Origin of the sequence: Mumia spirodelae, from assembly GCF_050632745.1 — a bacterium.
Taxonomy (GTDB): domain Bacteria; phylum Actinomycetota; class Actinomycetes; order Propionibacteriales; family Nocardioidaceae; genus Mumia.
In genome coordinates, this window is the sequence record NZ_JBODSD010000001.1 from 1,449,709 (window position 1) to 1,468,639 (window position 18,931).

Annotated in this window: 17 protein-coding genes and 2 tRNA genes; 12 read left to right on the plus strand and 7 right to left on the minus strand. The window is 72.4% G+C overall.

From position 1 onward, the window contains the following. Positions 1 to 13 precede the first annotated feature (13 nt). The 5 genes from ACQSSQ_RS07135 (at position 14) to ACQSSQ_RS07155 (ending at position 4,962) form a co-directional block, all read left to right on the plus strand. Entirely contained in the window at positions 14 to 1,300 is a 1,287-nt protein-coding gene (locus tag ACQSSQ_RS07135; RefSeq protein ID WP_431326338.1) for a deoxyguanosinetriphosphate triphosphohydrolase, read from the plus strand. A 55-nt stretch (positions 1,301 to 1,355) separates the two neighbouring features. After that, positions 1,356 to 3,302: a DNA primase gene (gene dnaG, locus ACQSSQ_RS07140; RefSeq protein ID WP_431326339.1), complete on the plus strand. Its 1,947-nt coding sequence runs from the start codon at positions 1,356 to 1,358 to the stop codon at positions 3,300 to 3,302. A 115-nt stretch (positions 3,303 to 3,417) separates the two neighbouring features. Beyond that, positions 3,418 to 4,293 (plus strand): sigma-70 family RNA polymerase sigma factor, encoded by an 876-nt coding sequence (locus tag ACQSSQ_RS07145; protein ID WP_431326340.1) that lies wholly within the window; start codon positions 3,418 to 3,420, stop codon positions 4,291 to 4,293. A gap of 18 nt (positions 4,294 to 4,311) precedes the next feature. After that, positions 4,312 to 4,830 carry a hypothetical protein gene (locus ACQSSQ_RS07150; RefSeq protein WP_431326341.1) on the plus strand — a complete coding sequence of 173 codons (519 nt, stop codon included), beginning with the start codon at positions 4,312 to 4,314 and terminating at the stop codon, positions 4,828 to 4,830. Between the two features lie 59 nt (positions 4,831 to 4,889). Beyond that, a tRNA-Asn gene (locus ACQSSQ_RS07155) sits at positions 4,890 to 4,962 on the plus strand. Positions 4,963 to 5,045: 83 nt separating this feature from the next. Here ACQSSQ_RS07155 and ACQSSQ_RS07160 read toward each other — a convergent pair. Next, the gene (locus ACQSSQ_RS07160) at positions 5,046 to 5,798 is read right to left on the minus strand and encodes a PIG-L deacetylase family protein (RefSeq protein WP_431326342.1); all 753 of its coding nucleotides are present in this window, start codon (positions 5,796 to 5,798) and stop codon (positions 5,046 to 5,048) included. A gap of 66 nt (positions 5,799 to 5,864) precedes the next feature. On the opposite strand from ACQSSQ_RS07160, the gene ACQSSQ_RS07165 reads away from it, so the two are divergent. The 3 genes from ACQSSQ_RS07165 to ACQSSQ_RS07175 all read left to right on the plus strand — a co-directional run bounded on the left by ACQSSQ_RS07165 (position 5,865) and on the right by ACQSSQ_RS07175 (position 7,555). Next, positions 5,865 to 5,939, plus strand: a tRNA-Ile gene (locus tag ACQSSQ_RS07165). A gap of 92 nt (positions 5,940 to 6,031) precedes the next feature. Beyond that, positions 6,032 to 7,171, plus strand: a complete 1,140-nt coding sequence (locus ACQSSQ_RS07170; RefSeq protein ID WP_431326343.1) for a sugar phosphate isomerase/epimerase family protein — start codon at positions 6,032 to 6,034, stop codon at positions 7,169 to 7,171. A 108-nt stretch (positions 7,172 to 7,279) separates the two neighbouring features. Then, the gene (locus ACQSSQ_RS07175; RefSeq protein ID WP_431326344.1) at positions 7,280 to 7,555 is read left to right on the plus strand and encodes a hypothetical protein; all 276 of its coding nucleotides are present in this window, start codon (positions 7,280 to 7,282) and stop codon (positions 7,553 to 7,555) included. A 12-nt stretch (positions 7,556 to 7,567) separates the two neighbouring features. Here ACQSSQ_RS07175 and ACQSSQ_RS07180 read toward each other — a convergent pair whose 3' ends face one another. Next, a complete protein-coding gene (locus tag ACQSSQ_RS07180) occupies positions 7,568 to 8,233 on the minus strand; it encodes an SDR family oxidoreductase (protein WP_431326345.1) in 666 nt (221 codons plus the stop codon). Between the two features lie 162 nt (positions 8,234 to 8,395). Here ACQSSQ_RS07180 and ACQSSQ_RS07185 point away from each other — a divergent pair, with 162 nt between their 5' ends. Next, on the plus strand, positions 8,396 to 8,896 hold the full coding sequence (locus ACQSSQ_RS07185; RefSeq protein ID WP_431326346.1) for a DUF3145 domain-containing protein: 501 nt from the start codon (positions 8,396 to 8,398) through the stop codon (positions 8,894 to 8,896). Positions 8,897 to 8,904: 8 nt separating this feature from the next. On the opposite strand, the gene ACQSSQ_RS07190 is transcribed toward ACQSSQ_RS07185, so the two are convergent. From ACQSSQ_RS07190 to ACQSSQ_RS07200, 3 genes are all read right to left on the minus strand, one after another. Further along, complete coding sequence (locus ACQSSQ_RS07190) at positions 8,905 to 9,435, minus strand: hypothetical protein (RefSeq protein ID WP_431326347.1); 531 nt, start codon at positions 9,433 to 9,435, stop codon at positions 8,905 to 8,907. 82 nt (positions 9,436 to 9,517) lie between these two features. Next, positions 9,518 to 9,775 carry an acyl carrier protein gene (locus tag ACQSSQ_RS07195; RefSeq protein ID WP_431326348.1) on the minus strand — a complete coding sequence of 86 codons (258 nt, stop codon included), beginning with the start codon at positions 9,773 to 9,775 and terminating at the stop codon, positions 9,518 to 9,520. A gap of 405 nt (positions 9,776 to 10,180) precedes the next feature. Further along, positions 10,181 to 11,371: a PucR family transcriptional regulator gene (locus tag ACQSSQ_RS07200; protein WP_431326349.1), complete on the minus strand. Its 1,191-nt coding sequence runs from the start codon at positions 11,369 to 11,371 to the stop codon at positions 10,181 to 10,183. Positions 11,372 to 11,447: 76 nt separating this feature from the next. On the opposite strand from ACQSSQ_RS07200, the gene ACQSSQ_RS07205 reads away from it, so the two are divergent. Beyond that, on the plus strand, positions 11,448 to 12,443 hold the full coding sequence (locus ACQSSQ_RS07205; protein WP_431326350.1) for an alpha/beta fold hydrolase: 996 nt from the start codon (positions 11,448 to 11,450) through the stop codon (positions 12,441 to 12,443). A 48-nt stretch (positions 12,444 to 12,491) separates the two neighbouring features. On the opposite strand, the gene ACQSSQ_RS07210 is transcribed toward ACQSSQ_RS07205, so the two are convergent. Beyond that, the gene (locus ACQSSQ_RS07210; protein ID WP_431326351.1) at positions 12,492 to 13,667 is read right to left on the minus strand and encodes a phosphatase PAP2 family protein; all 1,176 of its coding nucleotides are present in this window, start codon (positions 13,665 to 13,667) and stop codon (positions 12,492 to 12,494) included. A gap of 78 nt (positions 13,668 to 13,745) precedes the next feature. Next, on the minus strand, positions 13,746 to 16,508 hold the full coding sequence (aceE, locus tag ACQSSQ_RS07215) for a pyruvate dehydrogenase (acetyl-transferring), homodimeric type (protein ID WP_431326352.1): 2,763 nt from the start codon (positions 16,506 to 16,508) through the stop codon (positions 13,746 to 13,748). A gap of 256 nt (positions 16,509 to 16,764) precedes the next feature. Between aceE and ACQSSQ_RS07220 the strand changes: the two genes are divergently transcribed. Both ACQSSQ_RS07220 and ACQSSQ_RS07225 read left to right on the plus strand, forming a co-directional pair. Then, positions 16,765 to 17,184, plus strand: coding sequence for a DUF3052 domain-containing protein (locus ACQSSQ_RS07220; RefSeq protein ID WP_431326353.1), 420 nt, complete (start codon positions 16,765 to 16,767; stop codon positions 17,182 to 17,184). A gap of 115 nt (positions 17,185 to 17,299) precedes the next feature. Beyond that, complete coding sequence (locus ACQSSQ_RS07225) at positions 17,300 to 18,925, plus strand: AMP-binding protein (RefSeq protein WP_431326354.1); 1,626 nt, start codon at positions 17,300 to 17,302, stop codon at positions 18,923 to 18,925. Positions 18,926 to 18,931: the final 6 nt, after the last annotated feature.

The window sequence follows — 18,931 nt, forward strand, 5'->3', positions numbered from 1 at the left end:
TAGGCTCGTCGGCGTGACCGGACCCGACCTCTCCACGCCCTCGCCCGGCGCGTACGACGCTGCCGCCCGGGAGCGACGTGTGCCCGAGCCCGCGAAGCGGGCAGGTCGGAGCGCGTTCGAGCGCGACCGGGCGCGCATCCTGCACTCCGCCGCGTTGCGGCGCCTGGCGGCCAAGACCCAGGTGGTCGGCCCGGGCACGGACGACTTCGTCCGCAACCGCCTGACCCACTCGCTCGAGGTGGCCCAGGTCGCCCGCGAGCTCGGCAAGTCGCTCGGCTGCGACCCCGACGTGGTGGACTCCGCCGCGCTCGCCCACGACCTCGGCCATCCGCCGTTCGGCCACAACGGGGAGCGGGCGCTGGACGCGGTGGCGGCGTCGTGCGGCGGGTTCGAGGGCAACGCGCAGACGTTGCGGATCCTCACGCGGCTCGAGGCCAAGACGTTCGACGCCGACGGCGCGAGCGTCGGGCTCAACCTCACCCGCGCGACGCTCGACGCCTGCACCAAGTACCCGTGGACGCGCGACGCCGCTCCGGTCCCCGAGGGCGCGCACGGCGACGGGTCGCCGCGTCTGGTCCGCAAGTTCGGCGTGTACGACGACGACCTCCGGGTCTTCGCGTGGGCACGCCTCGGCGCCCCGGACGCCCGTCGCTGCCTCGAGGCGCAGGTCATGGACCTCTCCGACGACATCGCCTACTGCGTGCACGACGTCGAGGACGGGATCGTCGCCGGGGGGATCGACCTGCGGACCATCCCCGAGGACCGCGACGTCATCTGGGCCACGGTCCGCGAGTGGTACGCCCGCGACGCGAGCGACGACGCGCTCGACGCGGCGTACGCGCGCCTGACCGCGATGCCGGAGTGGCCGGCGGCCTCGTACGACGGGAGCCGGCGGTCGCTCGGCGCCCTCAAGAGTCTCACCAGCGCGCTCGTCGGCCGGTTCGTCGCCGCCGCGCGCGACGCCACCCGGGCGTCGTACGGTGCCGTCCCGCTGGTCCGCTACGAGGCCGACCTCGTCGTCCCGGACCCGACCCGTGACGAGATCGCGGTGCTCAAGGCGGTGGCCGCGCACTACGTCATGCGCGACGACGCACGCGTGGCGCTGCTCGCCCAGCAGAGGGAGCTTCTGAGCGGTCTCGTCGCGGTCCTCCTCTCCAAGGCCCCGGACCTCCTGGAGGCCCCGTTCGCGGCCGACCTGCGGGCTTCCGAGTCCGACGCCGCACGCCTGCGCGTGGTCGTGGACCAGGTCGCGTCGCTCACCGACGAGTCCGCGCGCGCCTGGGGACGTCGCCTGCTCTGACCCTCGGCCGTGCACGACCGCGGCGCGCTCGCCGCGGCACCGTAGACTCGCCTGCGTGGCAGGCCGGATCCGCGAGGACGACATCGCAGCAGTGCGCGAGCGCGCGCGGATCGACGAGGTGATCGAGCAGTACGTCACGCTGCGCAACGCCGGCGGCGGCTCCCGCAAGGGGCTCTGCCCGTTCCACGACGAGAAGTCGCCGTCGTTCAACGTGACGCCGGCGCGCGGGATGTACTACTGCTTCGGCTGCGGCGAGGGCGGCGACGTCTTCACGTTCCTCCAGAAGATCGACCAGATCAGCTTCAGCGAGGCCGTCGAGCGGCTCGCGGCGAAGTACGCGATCACCCTGACCTACGTCGACGGCCCAGCCGGTCCGCAACGCGACTTCGCGCAGCGCGGACGGCTGGTCAAGGCCAACGCGGCGGCCGCGGAGTTCTACGTCGAGCAGCTCGCGTCCGGCAAGGACGCACTCACCGGAAGGCAGTTCCTCGCCGACCGCGGGTTCGGGCGCGAGTCGGCCGAGCGGTTCGGGGTCGGCTTCGCCCCGCGCGACGGCGAGGCGCTCTTCCGGCACCTCGTCGGGCGGGGGTTCGCCGAGGAGGACCTCGTCACGGCGGGGCTCGTCGCACGCAACAGCCGTGGGGCGTACGACCGGTTCCGCGGGCGCCTGATCTGGCCCATCCGCGACGCCTCGAGCGACGTCGTCGGGTTCGGGGCGCGGCGGCTGTTCGACGACGACCGCATCGAGGCGAAGTACCTCAACACCCCCGAGACCCCGCTCTACAAGAAGAGCCAGGTCCTCTACGGCGTCGACCTCGCGCGCAAGGTCATCTCGCAGTCCAGCCAGGCCGTGATCGTCGAGGGCTACACCGACGTGATGGCGTGCCACGAGGCCGGCGTCGGCACCGCGGTCGCGACCTGCGGGACGGCCTTCGGCGAGGAGCACGGCCGCATCCTGCGCCGGCTGCTGGCCGACCACGAGGCGATGCGCGGCGAGGTCATCTTCACCTTCGACGGCGACGAGGCCGGCCAGAAGGCCGCGATGAGGGCGTTCGAGGGCGACGAGCAGTTCGTCGCGCAGACCTACGTCGCGGTGCAGCCCGACGGGCTCGACCCGTGCGACCTGCGGCTCCAGCAGGGCGACGCGGCGGTGCGCGACCTGGTGGCGTCGCGCATCCCGCTCTACCGCTTCGTCCTGCGCAACGTCGTCGCCCGCTACGACCTCGACCACGCCGACCAGCGCGTCGACGCGCTGCGGGCCGCGGTCGCGCTCGTCTCGTCGGTCCGCGACCAGGGCAAGGTCGAGCAGTTCGTGCGCGAGATCGCCACCACCGTCGGGGTCGAGCTGGACGAGGTCCGGCGCGAGCTCGGCGCGGCCCGGCGCCGCCCGACCGCCCGCAGCACCGGCCGCGGCGCAGGACGTTCCGACTCGCGGTCGGACGCCCGCTCCGACGGCGCACCCGCGACGAACGGCCACGCACCGTCGACCCCGGGGGCGGACCCGGTCGCCGCGCCCGTGCCGAGCCTGGGGGAGCAGCGCTTCACCGACGAGCGCGAGCTGCTCAAGGTGCTCGTCCAGCACCCCCACCTCGTCGCCCCGTACGCCGACCAGCTCCAGGCCGACGACTTCACCCACCCGTACGCGACGGCGATCTGGGCGGCGGCGACCTCCGAAGGCCTGCCGTCGAAGCCGGACGAGGCCTGGGCGACCCAGGTGCGCGACCGGCTCGACGACCCGCAGGTCCAGCGGACGCTGGCGCAGCTGTCGGTCGACCCGTTGCGCGTGATCGGCGTGCCCGACGCGGGCTACGTCCTCGCCCTCGTGGCACGCGTCCAGGAGCTCACCGTCCTGCGACGCATCGCGGCCGTGAAGTCCAAGCTGCAGCGCACCGACCCGCTCGAGGCGGCGACCGACTACAACCAGATGTTCGGCGACCTCGTCGCCCTCGAGCAGCAGCGCCGGCAGCTGCGCGAGAAGGCGATCGGCGGCTCGCTGCCCTGACGGTCGGCGCCCGCCGCGGCGCGCGACTCGTCCCCGGCACCGACGGCCGAGCGCCCGTCCACAGCCCGTCTCGCGACCCGCACGCGACCGGTCGGCGCCGCACAAGACTGGGCGCATGCCCTCCACCTTCGCGCCGAGCGCCCTCCGGACCTCCCTCGACCCGCTCCGTGCCCTGACGGGCACCCCGCTGCTCGACGCCGACGAGGAGCACCGGCTCGCTGAGGCGTACGCCGCGGGGCGCCGTGCGGCGCAACGGTTGGAGGCCGAGGGTGCCGAGGGGCCGGAGCGGGCCCGGCTCGCGGAGCTGGTCGAGACCGGCCTGCGTGCCCGGTCCCACCTGATCCTCGCCAACGTACGGCTGGTGGTGGCGTTCGCGCGACGGCACCAGGACCGGGGCGTCCCCGTCGTCGACCTCGTCCAGGAGGGCGTCGTGGGGCTGATCGCGGCCGTCGACGGCTACGATCCCGCGCGCGGGACCCGGTTCTCGAGCTACGCCGTCGCCTGGATACGCCGCCACGTCGCCGACGCCGTCAGCACGCGCCGTGCGGTGCGGCTGCCGCCCAAGGCGGAGCGGGACGTGGTCGTGTGCCGTGACGCCGCCGACTCCTTGGTGCGCGAGCTCGGGCGCGCCCCGTCGACGGCGGCGATCGCCGCGCGCACGGGCTTCGTCACGGTGCACGTCGAGCGCCTGCTCGCCGCCGACGCTCCGGTCGTGTCGCTCGACGCGGCCGGCGTCGAGGAGGGAATCGCCGGCGGGTCCGGGCCGCGCGACCACCGTGCGGAGGAAGGCGTGCGGGCCGCGCTGTCCACGTTGCCCGACGCCGATCGCGACGTCGTCGAGCGTCGGTTCGGCCTCGACGGCGGCGGACCGCGGTCGGCGCGGAGGGTCGCGGACGAGCTCGGACGGACGCCGGCCTGGGTCCGTGCGACCGAGCGTCGTGCCCTGCGGACCTTGCGTGCGCATCCCGCCGTGTCGGTGCTCGGAGCGTGATGGTCGATGATGGACCGCATGGCCACCACCCTGCCCCGTCAGGTCCGCCGCGACATCGCCCGCGAGCACGGTGAGCGGGTGCTCGCCGCACAGCAGGACGTCCGAGGGGAGTGGCAGGTCGGCACCGACGCCGCTCTCCACCTCGGCGCGGGCGAGGGGGCGCGTCGCCGCATCCCCTGGGAGCAGGTGGAGACGCTCGCGTGGGACGCCGAGGCGTCCACGGTCACCGTCGCCACGGTCGAGGAGGGCGCGCTGCGCCGGGAGGTCGTCGCTTTCGAGGGCCCGGGGCGCCTCATCGAGCTGGCTCGCGAGCGGGTCGACGCCAGCATCGTCGCGCAGGCCCACGAGAAGGTCGGCGGCGGCCGCGACACCGTGACGGTCGTGGCACGCCGCTCGCCGACACGACGCGGGCCCATCACCTTCTCCTACGTCCTGGACCGCGGTCTGTCCTCGGACGACGCGGCCGTCCAGGAGGCCACGGCACGCGCTCTCGCCGTGGTCCGCTCCGACCTCGGGCTCGGTCCTGATGACGCCTGACCCCGGTTTGGGGAGCCTGGGTGGGGCTTGCTAGGCTAGCGGTCGCGCCTTCGAGGCGATCCCCTGTAGCTCAATTGGCAGAGCAGCCGGCTGTTAACCGGCAGGTTACTGGTTCGAGTCCAGTCGGGGGAGCACCAGAAGCGGCCTGACCTGCGGAGACCTCCGCGAGTCAGGCCGCTTCGCACGTCCGCGACCGGCGGACCACCGGCCTGGTCTCAGTCGTCGCCGGAGAACGTCAGCGAGAACACCTCGAACGACGTCGCGTACCGCGTCCCCATCAGCTCGCCGGCCGGCTCGGCCATGCTCGCGAGGAACGCGGCCGGGTCGAAGTCCACCCAGCCGAGGCCGTCCAGGTAGGCCTGGTGAGCACGCAGCGACGCGACTCCGGCGTCGAAGGTGTCGCTGATATCCACGCCGTGCCGGGCGTCCGGCGACCCCGAGACCCACACCTGCCGGACGCCGCCCCACGGTTCGATGCCGGGCTCGGGGAACACCCAGCGGTTGCCCGCGTCGCGGACGGCGTCGAGCGTCGCACGTCCCACGGCGATGTGGTCGGCCTGGTTGAGGATGCGGTTCGGGAAGAACTGCTGGAAGTTGCCGGTGATCACGATCTCCGGCTTGTGGACCCGCACCATGCGCGCGATCAGCCGTCGCAGCGGCACGCCGTACTCGACGATGCCGTCGGGGAGCCCGAGGAACTCGACGGTGTCGACCCCGACGATGCGCGCCGACTCGATCTCCTCCGCCGTGCGCACCTCGCGCGTGCGCTCCGGCTCCATGCCGTCGATCCCCGCCTCGCCGGCGGTCGCCATGCAGTAGACGACGCGCTTGCCCTGGCCGGTCCAGCGGGCGACCGCGGCCGCAGCGCCGAACTCCATGTCGTCCGGGTGGGCGACCACGGCGAGCGCCGTCTCCCAGTCCTCGTCGAGCGGTTTCAGGGCGGGGGTCTCGGTCTGCGCGTCGGCCATCTCGCGATCGTAGGCCCGATCCTGGCTGGTTGCCGCGCGCAGCGCCGCACTAGGCTGGCTCCGCCAGGGGCGGTAGCTCAGCCGGTTAGAGCAGCGGACTCATAATCCGTCAGGTCGTGGGTTCGAGCCCCACCCGCCCCACGCGTGGTGGACACACGGGAGCGCAAGCGCTTGCGGAAGCGCTTTCAGCCAGCGTAGGTTGAGCGGATCTTCTGCGACGCAAGGAGTCTCCCGTGCAACGACGCCGTTTCCTCCAGACCGCCGCCGCCGCCGCTGTCGCGGCGGGCACCACCGCCGTACCCGGCGGTCCTGCTCAGGCACTGCCGACCGGGCGCCCGCGACCGCGGCCGCCGCACATCACCTGGACGATCTTCTCGCGGCACCTGCAGTGGCTCACCACGCAGGCCTACGCCCACGAGCGCCCGTACGAGACCGGCGTGCTCGTCGGTGAGAAGGCGGCCGAGCTGGGCTACCGCGCCGTCAACCTCACCGTCCGCCGGACCGGTCACGTCGACCCGAGCCTCGCCGACGTCCGGACCAACCTGCCCGCGATGCTCGCCGGCGTACGCAGCACCGGGACGACCTGCTCGTTCATCACCACCGACATCGTCGACGACGTGACCCCGGTCGCCGAGCGGGACGGAGCGCCCGTCCGCGCCGAGGACATCCTCCGCGTCGCGCGGGACGAAGGGATCGACCTCTACCGCTGGGGCGGGTTCGCCTACCAGGTGCAGTCCGGACCGGACGCGACGGACCCGCAGCCGTTCGGGGAGGAGGTCCTCGCGCAGCTCGACGCGTTCCGGAGGCGCGTCCGCGGGCTGGCCCGGCTCAACCGCCGCTACGGCACCACCGCGGCTTACCACACGCACACCACCAACGGCACCAACGCGCGCTCGGTCTGGGACCTGATGCACATCCTCCGCGACACCGACCCCGACGAGCTCGGCATCAACTTCGACATCGGCCACATGACCAACGAGGGGACGCTGAGCGCCTGGCGGACCAACGTCCGCTATGCGATGTCCCACATCCGAAGCGTGGGGCTGAAGGACACGCTCGTCGAGCGCACGCCGACCGGCACGGTGCGCTCGGTCTGGAAGCCCGCGGGGACCGGCATGGTGCAGTGGCGCGAGTTCTTCCAGCTCCTCCTCGAGGGCGGGTTCGCCGGTCCGGGGGAGACGCACTACGAGTACGACGTGGTGGGGCTCAACGGCCAGACCGCCGTGCTCAACACCACCTTCTGGGCGGACCACGCGCAGTTCGCCTCGGGCAACCTCACTCCCGCGTTCATGACCGAGGAGCTGAAGAAGGACCTGGTCACCTACAAGACGCAGGCGGCCGCCGCGGGCTGGAGGGCCGACCAGCTCACCTGAGGTGGGTAAGCCCGGGTCCGCGCTGTTCCCCATACCCTGGTCGCGCGCGGCGCGGCCGCGGTTTGCCATGCTGGGCCCGGACGATCCCACGACGCCTCAGGAGCAGCGATGTCGATGCCTCACGACCCCTCCGACGCCCCGGGCACGGCGCTCGTCTACGCGGTGTCGTCGCCGAGCGCCAGCATCGCGGCCGCGATGGCGGAGGTCGCCGGCAGGCTCCAGGACACCGTCGCCGCCGAGGGTGGCGCCGAGATCCTCGCGGTCAGCCACCAGGTGACGGTCGTGGGCGCCGGCGACGACGACGCCAGCATGAAGGTCGCCTTCACCGGGAAGGCGCGGGCGCGCGAGTACGTCGTGTCGGCGCTCGCCACGATCCGCTCCTGACGGGACCCGGGGTCAGACCAGCGGCCCGGACGGCAGCGCCTCGAGCGCCTCGCCGACCGGGGTGTCGCCGCCGACGAGCTCGAACGTCGTCCGCACGGTCGACGGCCGGTCAAGGACGGCGACCAGCACCGCCGCGACGTCCGCACGAGGGATCGCCCCTCGGCCGACGTGCTCGCCGACCGTCACGCGGCCGGTGCCCGGGTCGTCGGTGAGCTGCCCCGGGCGCACGATCGTCCAGTCCAGCCCGCTCTCGCGCACCGCGTCGTCGGCCTCGCCCTTGGCGGCGAGGTAGACCTGGAAGACGTCGTCGCTCTCGGCGTCGCCCTGGCCGGCGCCCATTGAGGACACGACGACGAACCGGTACGCGCCTGCGAGCTGGGCGCCCGCCGCGAGCAGGACGGCGCCGTCGCGGTCGACGGTCCACTTGCGGGCCGCTCCGGAGCTGGGTCCGGCCCCGGCGGCGAACACCGCGGCGTCGCAGCCGGCGAGCGCCTCAGCCACCTGGGTCGCGGTGCTGTTCTCGAGGTCCAGGACGACAGGAGTGCCGCCCGCCGCGCGGACGTCGTCGGACTGCTCGGGCTTGCGGATCAGGCTGACGGCCTCGTGGCCCGCGTCGGCGAGCTGGCGAGCGAGCAGCAGGGCGATCTTGCCGTGTCCTCCGGCGATGGCGACCTTCACGGGATCCTCCTCGAGCGCGGGTGCGTACGCGTCGATCCTTCCACGCAGCGCGACGCGATCCACGCCGAGCCGTGGTGCGGTGGGCCACGATGCGGCACAATGAGGGGCAGTGCCTGCCGTCGAGGACGTTGGGGAAGGCGGATCTCGATCCAGGAGGCACTGATGAGCAACGCCACCCGGGGTGTCCTGTACGTCCACTCCGCGCCGTCGGCGCTCTGCCCGCACGTCGAGTGGGCGGTGGCCGGCGTCCTTGGCGCGCCCGCGTCGTTGGCGTGGTCGCCGCAGCCTGCCGAGCAGGGCACCTACCGGTGCGAGGTCTCCTGGCAGGGCGGTGCGGGGCTCGCGGCCACGCTGGCGTCGGCCCTGCGCGGCTGGGACCGTCTACGGTTCGAGGTCACCGAGGAGCCGACGTCCCGCAGCGAGGGCGTGCGCTTCTCGTCGACGCCGTCCCTCGGTGTCTTCCACGCGGTGATCGGCCTGCACGGTGACATCATGGTGCCCGAGGAACGGCTCAAGGCGGCGATGGCGAAGGCGTCGCTCGGGACGGCGACGCTCGAGGACGAGCTGGGGCTCCTGCTCGGTCGCCCGTGGGACGACGAGCTCGAGGCGTTCCGGTACGCCGGTGACGGCGCGCCGGTGCGCTGGCTCCACCAGGTCGGCTGAGAGCCGACTCAGCCGATCTCGACGGTGGCGGTGGGGGAGGAGAACCCCTCGCCGACCACCCGGAAGTCCCAGCGGCCCGTCCTGCTCGTCACGATCCACGTGGAGAACGTGCCGCCCTTCCGGGTCTCGAGCGTGACGGGGAAGTCCGACCAGTCTCCGTCGGCCTCCTTGCGCTGGACCTGCAACGTCGCGCCGGAGCCGAGCCCGGGCGCGCGGCCGCTGAACTCGATGCGCTCACCAGGGCTCACCTTGTCGCTGCTCGCGCGGAAGGCCGGCTCCTTCTTCGCGGGCGACGGGCCCGGCGTCGTCGGGGCAGGAGTGGTGGGCTCCGTCTCGGGCTCGTCGGTGGGTTCGGAGGTCGGAGAGCTGGCGACCGGCTCGGCCGGCGGATCCGCCTTGAACCCGAGCGCGCGGATGGCCGACGCCCCGGCGAACCCCATCAGGAGACCGATCGCCACGCCTGCCGCGACCAGACCGAGCACGATCTTGACCGCGAGACGGTTGCGCGCTCCGTCCGCGGTCTCCTTGCTCAGATCCATCCAGGCGCCCCTTCTCGCTGGTCGGCCTCCATCATGACAAATGACGCCACAGAGGACACGCCGGCGGTCGGGGGAGCAGGACTCAGAGGGTCGCGAGCCGGTGCTCGACGTACGCCACGGCGTCCCCGACCGTGCGGAGCGCCACGAGATCGGCGTCCGGCACGGGGAAGCCGAACCGCTCCTCGATGCCGAGCGACAGCTGGACCAGCGCGAGGCGGTCCAGACCGAGGTCGTCGGTGAACGACGACGACAGGCTGAGCGTCGTGCGATCGGCGTCGGGGGCGATCTGGTCGAGGATCGCTCCCAGCTCGTCGACCACGGACGCATCGGACGGGTGCATGCGATCCTCGGCGGGAGACGGTGCTGGAGGCCCGGTCGCGGGCGACGACGGCCGGGTTCGTCGGCCGCACCCGGTGCGGGTGCGGCCGACGAACTCGCAAGGGCGACCCCCGAACGCCCCTGCGAGGCGGTGCTCGTCGCGCGGTCCGTCACCGTCGGCGTACGGCGATGACGACCCCCGTTGTCGTCGCTCTCGCGACTGCCGCGCGAGACGTCGTCCCGATCTCTGCTGGCGGTCCACTCCGATCCGCGTAGGTCGGATCCCCGGCCGTTGCGGCGGGGAGCGGTGCTCCGTCAGCGTCGATCGCGATGGCGTATCGCGAGCACGTGGTCAACATTGCCTCGCCGAACAGGCCAATCACGAAGCGGACTCGACCCAAAATTGCCTGAGGCAGTTGTGGGGTTCCTACAACTGGCGGTGGATTCTGGCCTCGTCGGGCGCCGTGAGCAGGCCGCCGAGCGTCAGACCGACCCTGAGGGTGTACGCGCCACGCGGATTGAGCGGATCCAGCCCGGTGGCCTCGCGGACCTTCCGTAGACGGTAGCGCACGGTGTTGGGATGGACGAACAGCCTCCGCGCAGCGGCCTCGACGGACGCTCCCAGCTCGAGGAACGTGGTCAGCGTCGAGTGCAGGGTCGGGTCGGTGTCCGCGAGGCGCGTGTGGACGAGGTCCACCAGCGTGCGCCGCGCGTGCCCGTCACCGGCGAGCGAGCGCTCCACGAGCAGGTCGTCGGCACGGACCGGTCGCGGCGCGCCCGGCCAGCCCCGGGCGGCTCGGAGGCCTGCCAGCGCCGCCCGTGCCGAGCGGTGCGCGTGGGCGATGTGGTCCACGGCCGGCCCGATCACCACGGCGCCCTCCCCGAAGGCGTCCACGACGGCCGCGCCGGCGTCCTGGAGGTCGGTGACGTCGCCGAGGAGCACGACGAGGCGCTCGAGCTGCACGGACGTCAGGGTCGCCATGCCCGCACCGCGCGCGCGGCGGCGTACCTCCTCGACCACGCCGTCGTCGCCGGCCGTCGGGGGCGGCGCGGACCCGACCAGCACGGTCACGCGGCCCTCCGCCTCCCAGCCCAGCGCCGCTGCCCGCGACCGGATGACCTCCTCCGGCTCGCCGCGGACCACGGCGTCGACGACGAGCGCCTCCATCCGCGCGTCCCACTGCCCGCGCGACTCCGCCGCCCTGGCGTAGACGTCCGCCGTCGCGAAGGCGACCTCCCGCGCGTACGTCGAGACCGCGCGCCGGACCTCCAGGGCGTCCTCCGCGGGGAAGAGCACCTCGATGTGGCGCTCGATGACCTCGATCGTGGTCTTCACCATCGACACGGTCTGGTGCAGTGTCACGTGGCGCGTGAGGGCGCGGGGGGCCGCGCCGAAGACGGTGGCGGTGACGTCCAGCGGGGACGCGCCCGTCCGCAGCCACTCCGCGCACTGCGCGATGCCGGCGTGCGCGATGAGGGAGATCCACGAGCGGTGCTCGGCGTCGAGCTCGTTGAACCACTCGAGGTCGCGCTCCATGGTCGCGATCGCGGCGGTGGTCAGGTCGCCGGACGCCTTGTCCAGCACCTGTGCGTAGCGCTCACGCGTCTCCGGGGTCACAAGGCCCAGGGTAGGTGCAGCGCTGGTCGACGGCCGGTATCCTGGCCCGACTTCCCAGCACGGAGGAGCCCCCCGGATGGACGACCCGATCCCAGGTGACCTGGAGACGCGGTTCGTCACCCTGCACGGCTACCGCCGCGCGTACCGGCTCGCCGGGTCCGGCCCGGCGCTCCTGCTCCTCCACGGGCTCGGCTGCGACTCGACGACCTGGCTGCCGGTGGCCGCGCGCCTTGCCGAGCGGTTCACGGTGGTGGTCCCGGACTTCCTGGGCCACGGGGAGTCGGACAAGCCGCGCGCGGACTACTCGCTCGGCGGCTATGCCAACGCGATGCGCGACCTCCTGACCTACCTGGAGATCGACCGGGTGACCGTCGTCGGCCACAGCTTCGGGGGCGGGGTCGCGATGCAGTTCGCCTACCAGTACCCCGAGCGGACCGAGCGCATCTGCCTCGTCGCCCCGGGAGGGCTCGGCACCGACGTCTCGCCGCTGATCCGGCTGCTCACCGTTCCGGGTGCGGGCCTCGGCCTCGGAGCAGCGACCCTCCCGCCGTTGCGCGGCCCGGTCCGGACCGTCCTCCGTGGTCTCGCCCGCTCGGGCCTGCCGTACACACGCGACCTCGACGAGGTCGCCGACGTCTACCGGCTGCTGTGCGACCCCGGCGCTCGGGCAGCCGTGCGGGCCGTGACGAGCCACGTGGTGGACTGGCGCGGACAGCGCATCACGATGAAGGACCGCGCCTACCTGGCCGAGGTCATCCCGTTCTGCCTGATCTGGGGTGTCGGCGACGTGGTCATCCCGCCGCGGCACGCGCTCGCGGCCCAGCGTCGCTCCCCGCACACCGTCGTCGAGCTGTTCCCCGACTCCGGCCACTTCCCGCACAAGGACGAGCCCGAGCTGTTCGTCGAGGTGCTCACGCGCTTCGTCGACAGCGCGCCGCCGGCGACCTTCCGGCCGCGCCACTGGAGGGCGATCCTCAAGAGCGGGGCACGCGTCGACGGGGCGCAGGACTCCGTCGAGGCCGCGGCCGCGGTCGTCGACCTCACGACCGACGACCTCGGCGCCGCCGGCTAACGAGACTCGCGAGGGAGGCGCTCCGCCGGCCGACGGCGTACGACGCCGTCAGACCGACGGTGCCTCGAGCTCGGCCTCCTGCGCCTGGCGCTCGAGCTTGCGCTTCTTGCGGTAGCCCCGGTTGCCGGTCACCGCGGCGCCGATCGCGATCGACAGGACCGCGATGAGCGCGCCGCCGAAGTCGTCGGCCACGTAGTGCCAGCCGAAGTAGATCGTCGCCAGCACGGTGCCGGTGAAGTAGACCCAGAGCGCGCGCATCAGCCACTTGTTGAGCCCGACGATGCTGAAGAACAGGCACGCGGTGAGCACCACCGAGACGTGGAGCGAGGCGAAGCCCGCGATGCCGTGGATCTTCTCCGTCGCCCACGGGTCGCTCAGGACGTCGTAGCGGGCGTGCGCGAGCGAGCGCTGCAGCGCCGCCACGCCGCTGTCGCCGGGCAGGTCGGCGAAGAGGGACTGGTTGGCGAACACCGGGCCGAGCGTCGGGACGAGGTAGTAGCTCGCCGCCCCGAGGATCCAGTTGAGGCTCAGCGCCGTCGCGTACCAGGCGCCCAGCGAGAGGTTCTTGTTGAGCACGAGAACCGCGGCCAGCGAGACCGGCACGAGCATCAGGTAGGAGACGTAGATCGTCGACAGGATCAGCGCGATGAACCCCGTGCCGAGCAGGTCGTGGAGCAGCAGCGCGGGGTAGTGCCCGAAGAAGAGCCAGTGGTCGATCTTCATCAGGTCGGCGTCGTGCAGCACGTCCTCGCGCACGATCGGCAGGAAGCTCTTGAGGTTGCGGTAGCTCACGTAGGAGACGTAGAACGCGATCAGGCCGAGCGCGGCGTGGACGAGCCGGCCCCAGCTCCACTCCGTGCGCACGATCGTCACCGCGCGCGACCACAGCCCGCGGAAGCTCTTGGTCTGCAGGAAGGCCTGGACGGCGAGGCCACCGCCGATGAAGAGGAGCCCGAGCGCGGGCAGGCGCACGTACGCCGGGCCGAGGAAGCCCTCGGGGTCGCGCATCGGGAGGTCGAGGTAGTAGGACGCCCAGATCGTGAAGACGCCGACGACGACCGAGAAGACCACCAGGAAGGTGTAGGGCCAGCGCAGCACCCGCACCCACGCGGGCGTCCGCTGGACGACCGGCGCCTCGGTCTCGACGAGGGTCGACCCAGGTGCCGGCGGGCTCACGGACCCCGTCGTGGCAGCGTCGAGCGTCGAGTCGTCACGGGGAGCCATGGAGACATTCTAGAGGACGAGGGGTGAACCCCCGGCGAACGTTCTGTGCGTCGGTGGTCACCCCTCGTCTCCGGTACGTCAGGCGTCGCTGCCTTCCTGCGGGACGCCGGCGACCGCGGTCGGGTCGTCGATCTGGAAGCGCGCGTACGCCTCCGCGGCGGTCTCGGGCTTGACCTCGCCGGCGGCGGCGAGGGCCTCGAGGACGCCCACGACGATCGACGCGGTGTCGATCTGGAAGTACCGGCGCGCGGCGGCGCGGGTGTCGGCGAAGCCGAACCCGTCGGCACCCAGCGACGTCCACGCCTGCGGGACCCAGCGGGCGATCTGGTCCGGGACGGCGCGCATGTAGTCGCTGACCGCCAGGACAGGACCACGCGCGTCGGCCAGCGCCCGGGTGACGAACGGCTGCGCCGGCTCGTCGCCGGGAGCGTTGAACGTCGCGCGCTCGGCGGCGTCCGCGTCACGGGCGAGCTCGTTCCACGACGTGACCGACCACACGTGCGCCCGGACGTCGTACTCGTCGGCGAGGATCTGCTGCGCCTCCAGCGCCCACGGCACGGCCACACCCGAGGCGAGGATCTGCGCCTGCGGCGAGTCCTCGCCGCGCTCGGGCGCCTCGCGGTAGCGGTACATGCCCTTGAGGAGCGCCTCCACGTCGAGACCCTCAGGCTCGGCGGGCTGGACGACCGGCTCGTTGTAGACGGTGAGGTAGTAGAAGACGTCCTCGCCGTGCGGGTGCTCCTCGGTCGAGCCGTACATCCGCTGCATGCCGCGCTGGACGATGTGGCTGATCTCGAAGCCGAACGCCGGGTCGTAGTGGATCGCCGCCGGGTTGGTCCGCGCGAGCAGCGGGGAGTGGCCGTCCGCGTGCTGCAGGCCCTCGCCCGTCAGCGTCGTGCGGCCGGCCGTGGCGCCCACGAGGAAGCCGCGCGAGAGCTGGTCGGCCATCGCCCACAGCGAGTCGCCGGTCCGCTGGAACCCGAACATCGAGTAGAAGATGTAGACCGGGATCATCGGCTCGCCGTGCGTCGAGTACGCCGACCCGGCCGCGGTCATCGAGGCGACGGCGCCGGCCTCGCTGATGCCCTCGTGGAGGAGCTGGCCCGCGGTCGACTCCTTGTACGCGAGGAGGATCTTGCGGTCCACCGACTCGTACGACTGGCCGTGCGGGTTGTAGACCTTCGCCGTCGGGAACATCGAGTCCATGCCGAACGTGCGGAACTCGTCCGGAGCGATCGGCACCACGCGCGAGCCCACACCCTTGTCGCGCATGAGGTTGCGCAGCAGGCGGACGAAGGCCATCGTCGTCGCGATCGGCTGGTTGCCGGACCCGCCGCGCAGCTCCGCGTACGTCGCGTCGCCGGGCAGCTCGAGCGGCTTCGACCGGATCACGCGCTTGGGCAGCGAGCCACCGAGCTGGCGGCGGCGCTCGCGCATGTACTGGATCTCGTCGGAGTCCTCGCCCGGGTGGTAGAACGGCGCGAGGTCGGACCCGTCGATCTCCTCGTCGCTGATCGGCAGGTAGAGCCGGTCGCGGAACTTCTTGAGGTCGGCCTTGGTGAGCTTCTTCATCTGGTGGGTCGCGTTGCGGCCCTCCAGCGCGTCGATCGTCCAGCCCTTGATGGTCTGCGCGAGGATCACGGTCGGCTGCCCCGTGTGGTTCATCGCGGCCTCGAACGCCGAGTAGACCTTGCGGTAGTCGTGACCGCCGCGCGGCAGCTTGGAGATCTGGTCGTCGGTGAGGTGCTCGACCATCTTGAGCAGTCGCGGGTCCGCGCCGAAGAAGTGGTCGCGGGTGTAGGAGCCGTCCTCGATCGAGTACGTCTGGAACTGGCCGTCCGGCGTGCGGTTCATCTGGTTGACGAGGACGCCGTCGACGTCGCGGGCGAGCAGGTCGTCCCACTCGCGGCCCCAGATGACCTTGACGACGTTCCATCCGGCACCGCGGAAGGTCGACTCCAGCTCCTGGATGATCTTGCCGTTGCCGCGCACCGGGCCGTCGAGCTGCTGGAGGTTGCAGTTGATGACGAACGTGAGGTTGTCGAGCTCCTCGCGGGCGGCCAGGCCGATCGCACCGAGGGACTCGGGCTCGCCCATCTCGCCGTCGCCGAGGAACGCCCAGACGCGCTGCTCGCTGGTGTCCTTGATGCCGCGGTTCTGGAGGTAGCGGTTGAACCGCGCCTGGTAGATCGAGTTGAGCGCCGCCAGACCCATCGAGACGGTGGGGAACTCCCAGAAGTCGGGCATCAGCCGCGGGTGCGGGTACGACGAGAGCCCCTTGCCCCGGCCGTGGCTGACCTCCTGGCGGAACTTGTCGAGCTGCTCCTCGGTGAGTCGCCCCTCGAGGAACGCCCGGGCGTAGATGCCGGGGGAGGCGTGGCCCTGGATGAAGACCTGGTCGCCGCCACCGGGGTGGTCCTTGCCGCGGAAGAAGTGGTTGAAGCCCACCTCGTACAGGCTCGCGGCGGACTGGTACGTCGCGATGTGGCCGCCGACGCCGAGGCCGGGGCGGTTGGCCCGCGACACCATGACGGCGGCGTTCCAGCGGATGTAGGCGCGGATGCGTCGCTCGACGTCCTCGTCGCCGGGGAACCACGGCTCGCGCTCGGGCGGGATGCTGTTGATGTAGTCGGTGCTGGTGAGCGCCGGCACTCCGACCTGCTTCTCACGTGCCCGCTCGAGGAGGCGCAGCATCACGTAGCGCGCGCGGCCACGTCCGCGTTCGTCGATCATCTCGTCGAACGAGTCGAGCCACTCGGTGGTCTCGTCCGGATCGATGTCGGGGAGCTGGGACGGGAGGCCCTCGTGGATGACGGGGGGCCGCTCGGGTGACTGGGCCACTTCTCGAATCCTTCTCTCGCACAGATCGCGACTGCGCCGGGTGTGCGCAGCGGCGGTGTTCGGCGGCTTCCGGTGGGTCGCCTGCCGTCCACTCTCCATCCTTCCACCGCGTTCCAGTACCCGCGAGTAGCCTCCCGTACCGGCTGACCTGGCGGGACTCTGGCGCGCTCCCTGCCCCCGACGGGCCGAGAGCCGCTAGTGTGTGGCGCCTAGGCAGGAGGAAGCCTGGGGAAGCACATCACTTGGGGAGGCATCGGTGAGCGCCACCGCGCAGGACGCGGACCGTCCGGGGCATGGGGACCGTCTGGGCTTCAAGCCCGACATGGTCGTCCAGGAGCTCGGCTGGGACGAGGACGTCGACGACGCGCTCCGTGAGGCGATCGAGGATCGCATCGGCAGCGAGATGGTGGACGGCGACTACGGCGAGGTCGTGGACGGCGTCGTGCTCTGGTGGAGAGAAGACGACGGCGACCTGGCCGACGCGCTGATGGACTCGCTCCAGGACCTGGTCGAGGGCGGGACCGTCTGGCTGCTGACGCCGAAGGTCGGCCGGCCGGGCTACGTCGACAACGGCGACATCGCGGAGGCCGCGCCGATCGCGGGCCTGTCCACGACGACGACCGCGTCCGCGGGCCCGGACTGGGCCGCCACGAAGCTGTCCACGCACAAGCGCTGAGGTCGCAGCCGCACGCGTCGGCCCGTCCGGGGCGGCGCGGGGAGACGACACGTCCCGCTAGATGTAACTCATGGTTACAATGCGAGCACGTGTCGCCGACTCCCCGAGGTTTGCCATGACGAACGAGCTCCGCGGCCCTGGTCACCACCGTGCCGGAGCCGCAGCGCTGACCCTCGCGACGCTCGCCACCTCCGGCGTCGTCCGTCCGTACGGCCCGCGCGCCCTGGTCGGCGTCGGGCGGTCGCTCGCCCGTTGGGGCACCGGCCTCGCCGGGGGCTACGCGTCGCTGGCCGCGCGGACCCCGCACGCGGTCGCGGTCCACGACGACCTGGGCTCGATCACCTTCGCCGACCTCGGTGCGCAGGCCAACGCGCTCGCCCGCGGTCTTGCCGACCTCGGCGTCGGCGAGGGCGACGGGGTCGCGCTGATGGCCCGCAACCACCGCTGGTTCATCATCACCGCCATCGCGGTCGGCCGACTCGGCGCGGACGTGCTCTACCTCAACACCGCCTTCTCCGGCCCCCAGGCGCGCGAGCTGCTCGAGCGGGAGAAGCCGCGCGTCGTGGTCCACGACGAGGAGTTCGGCGAGGTGGTGGAGGCGGTGCCGTCCGACGTCGTGCGGGTCGTCGCCTGGACGGACACGCCGACCCCGCGGTCGGTGGCCGCACTCGTGGCCGACCACCCGGGGACGGAGCCGCCCGTCCCCAGCCGCGAGGGCCACTCGGTCATCCTGACCTCGGGCACCACCGGTGCGCCGAAGGGCGCGAGCCGGGGCTCGGGCTCGATCAGCGCCGGGGCTGCGCTGCTGTCGCGGATCCCGCTGCGCGCCCGGATGACCGTGCACGTGGCCGCTCCGCTGTTCCACACGTGGGGCTGGGGCCATCTCAACCTCGCGATGCTGCTCGGCTCGACGCTCGTGCTGCGTCGCCGTTTCGAGCCGCGCGACTTCCTCGAGACCCTCGCGAGGCAGCGGTGCGACGCGGCGGTCGTCATCCCGGTGATGCTCCAGCGCGCGCTCCAGCTGCCGCCAGACGAGCTCGACACGTACGACCTGAGCGGGCTGAAGGTGGTCGCCGCCAGCGGCTCGGCGCTCCCCGGCGACCTCGCCACGGCCTGGATGGACCAGTTCGGCGACAACCTCTACAACACCTACGGGTCGACCGAGTGCGCCTGGGCGACGATCGCGCGCCCGGCGGACCTGCGCGCCCACCCCGGGACGGCGGGCGCACCGCCGATCGGGACGGTCGTCGCGCTGTACGACGGCGAGGGGCGGCCGGCGTCGGGGTCGGAAGGGCGCATCTTCGTCCGCAACGGCCTGCCGTTCGAGGGCTACACCAACGGCACCGGCAAGGAGGTCCGCGACGGGCTGATGTCGACCGGTGACGTCGGCACGCTGCGCGACGGGCTGCTCTTCGTCGAGGGTCGCGACGACGAGATGATCGTCTCCGGCGGCGAGAACGTCTACCCGCAGGAGGTCGAGGACTGCCTGGCGCGTCACCCGGCGGTGCTCGAGGTCGCCGTCGTGGGCGTGGAGGACGCCGAGTTCGGGCACCGCCTGGCGGCGTGGGTGGCGCTGCGCCCGGGAGCCGCGGCGAGCGAGGACGAGCTGAAGGCGCACGTCCGCGAACGCCTCGCTCGTTACAAGGTTCCGCGCGAAGTACGCTTCGTGGACGAGCTGCCGCGCAACGCGACCGGCAAGGTCCTCAAGCGTCGGCTGACCCCCACGGACGAGAGCGAGTGACTTCCC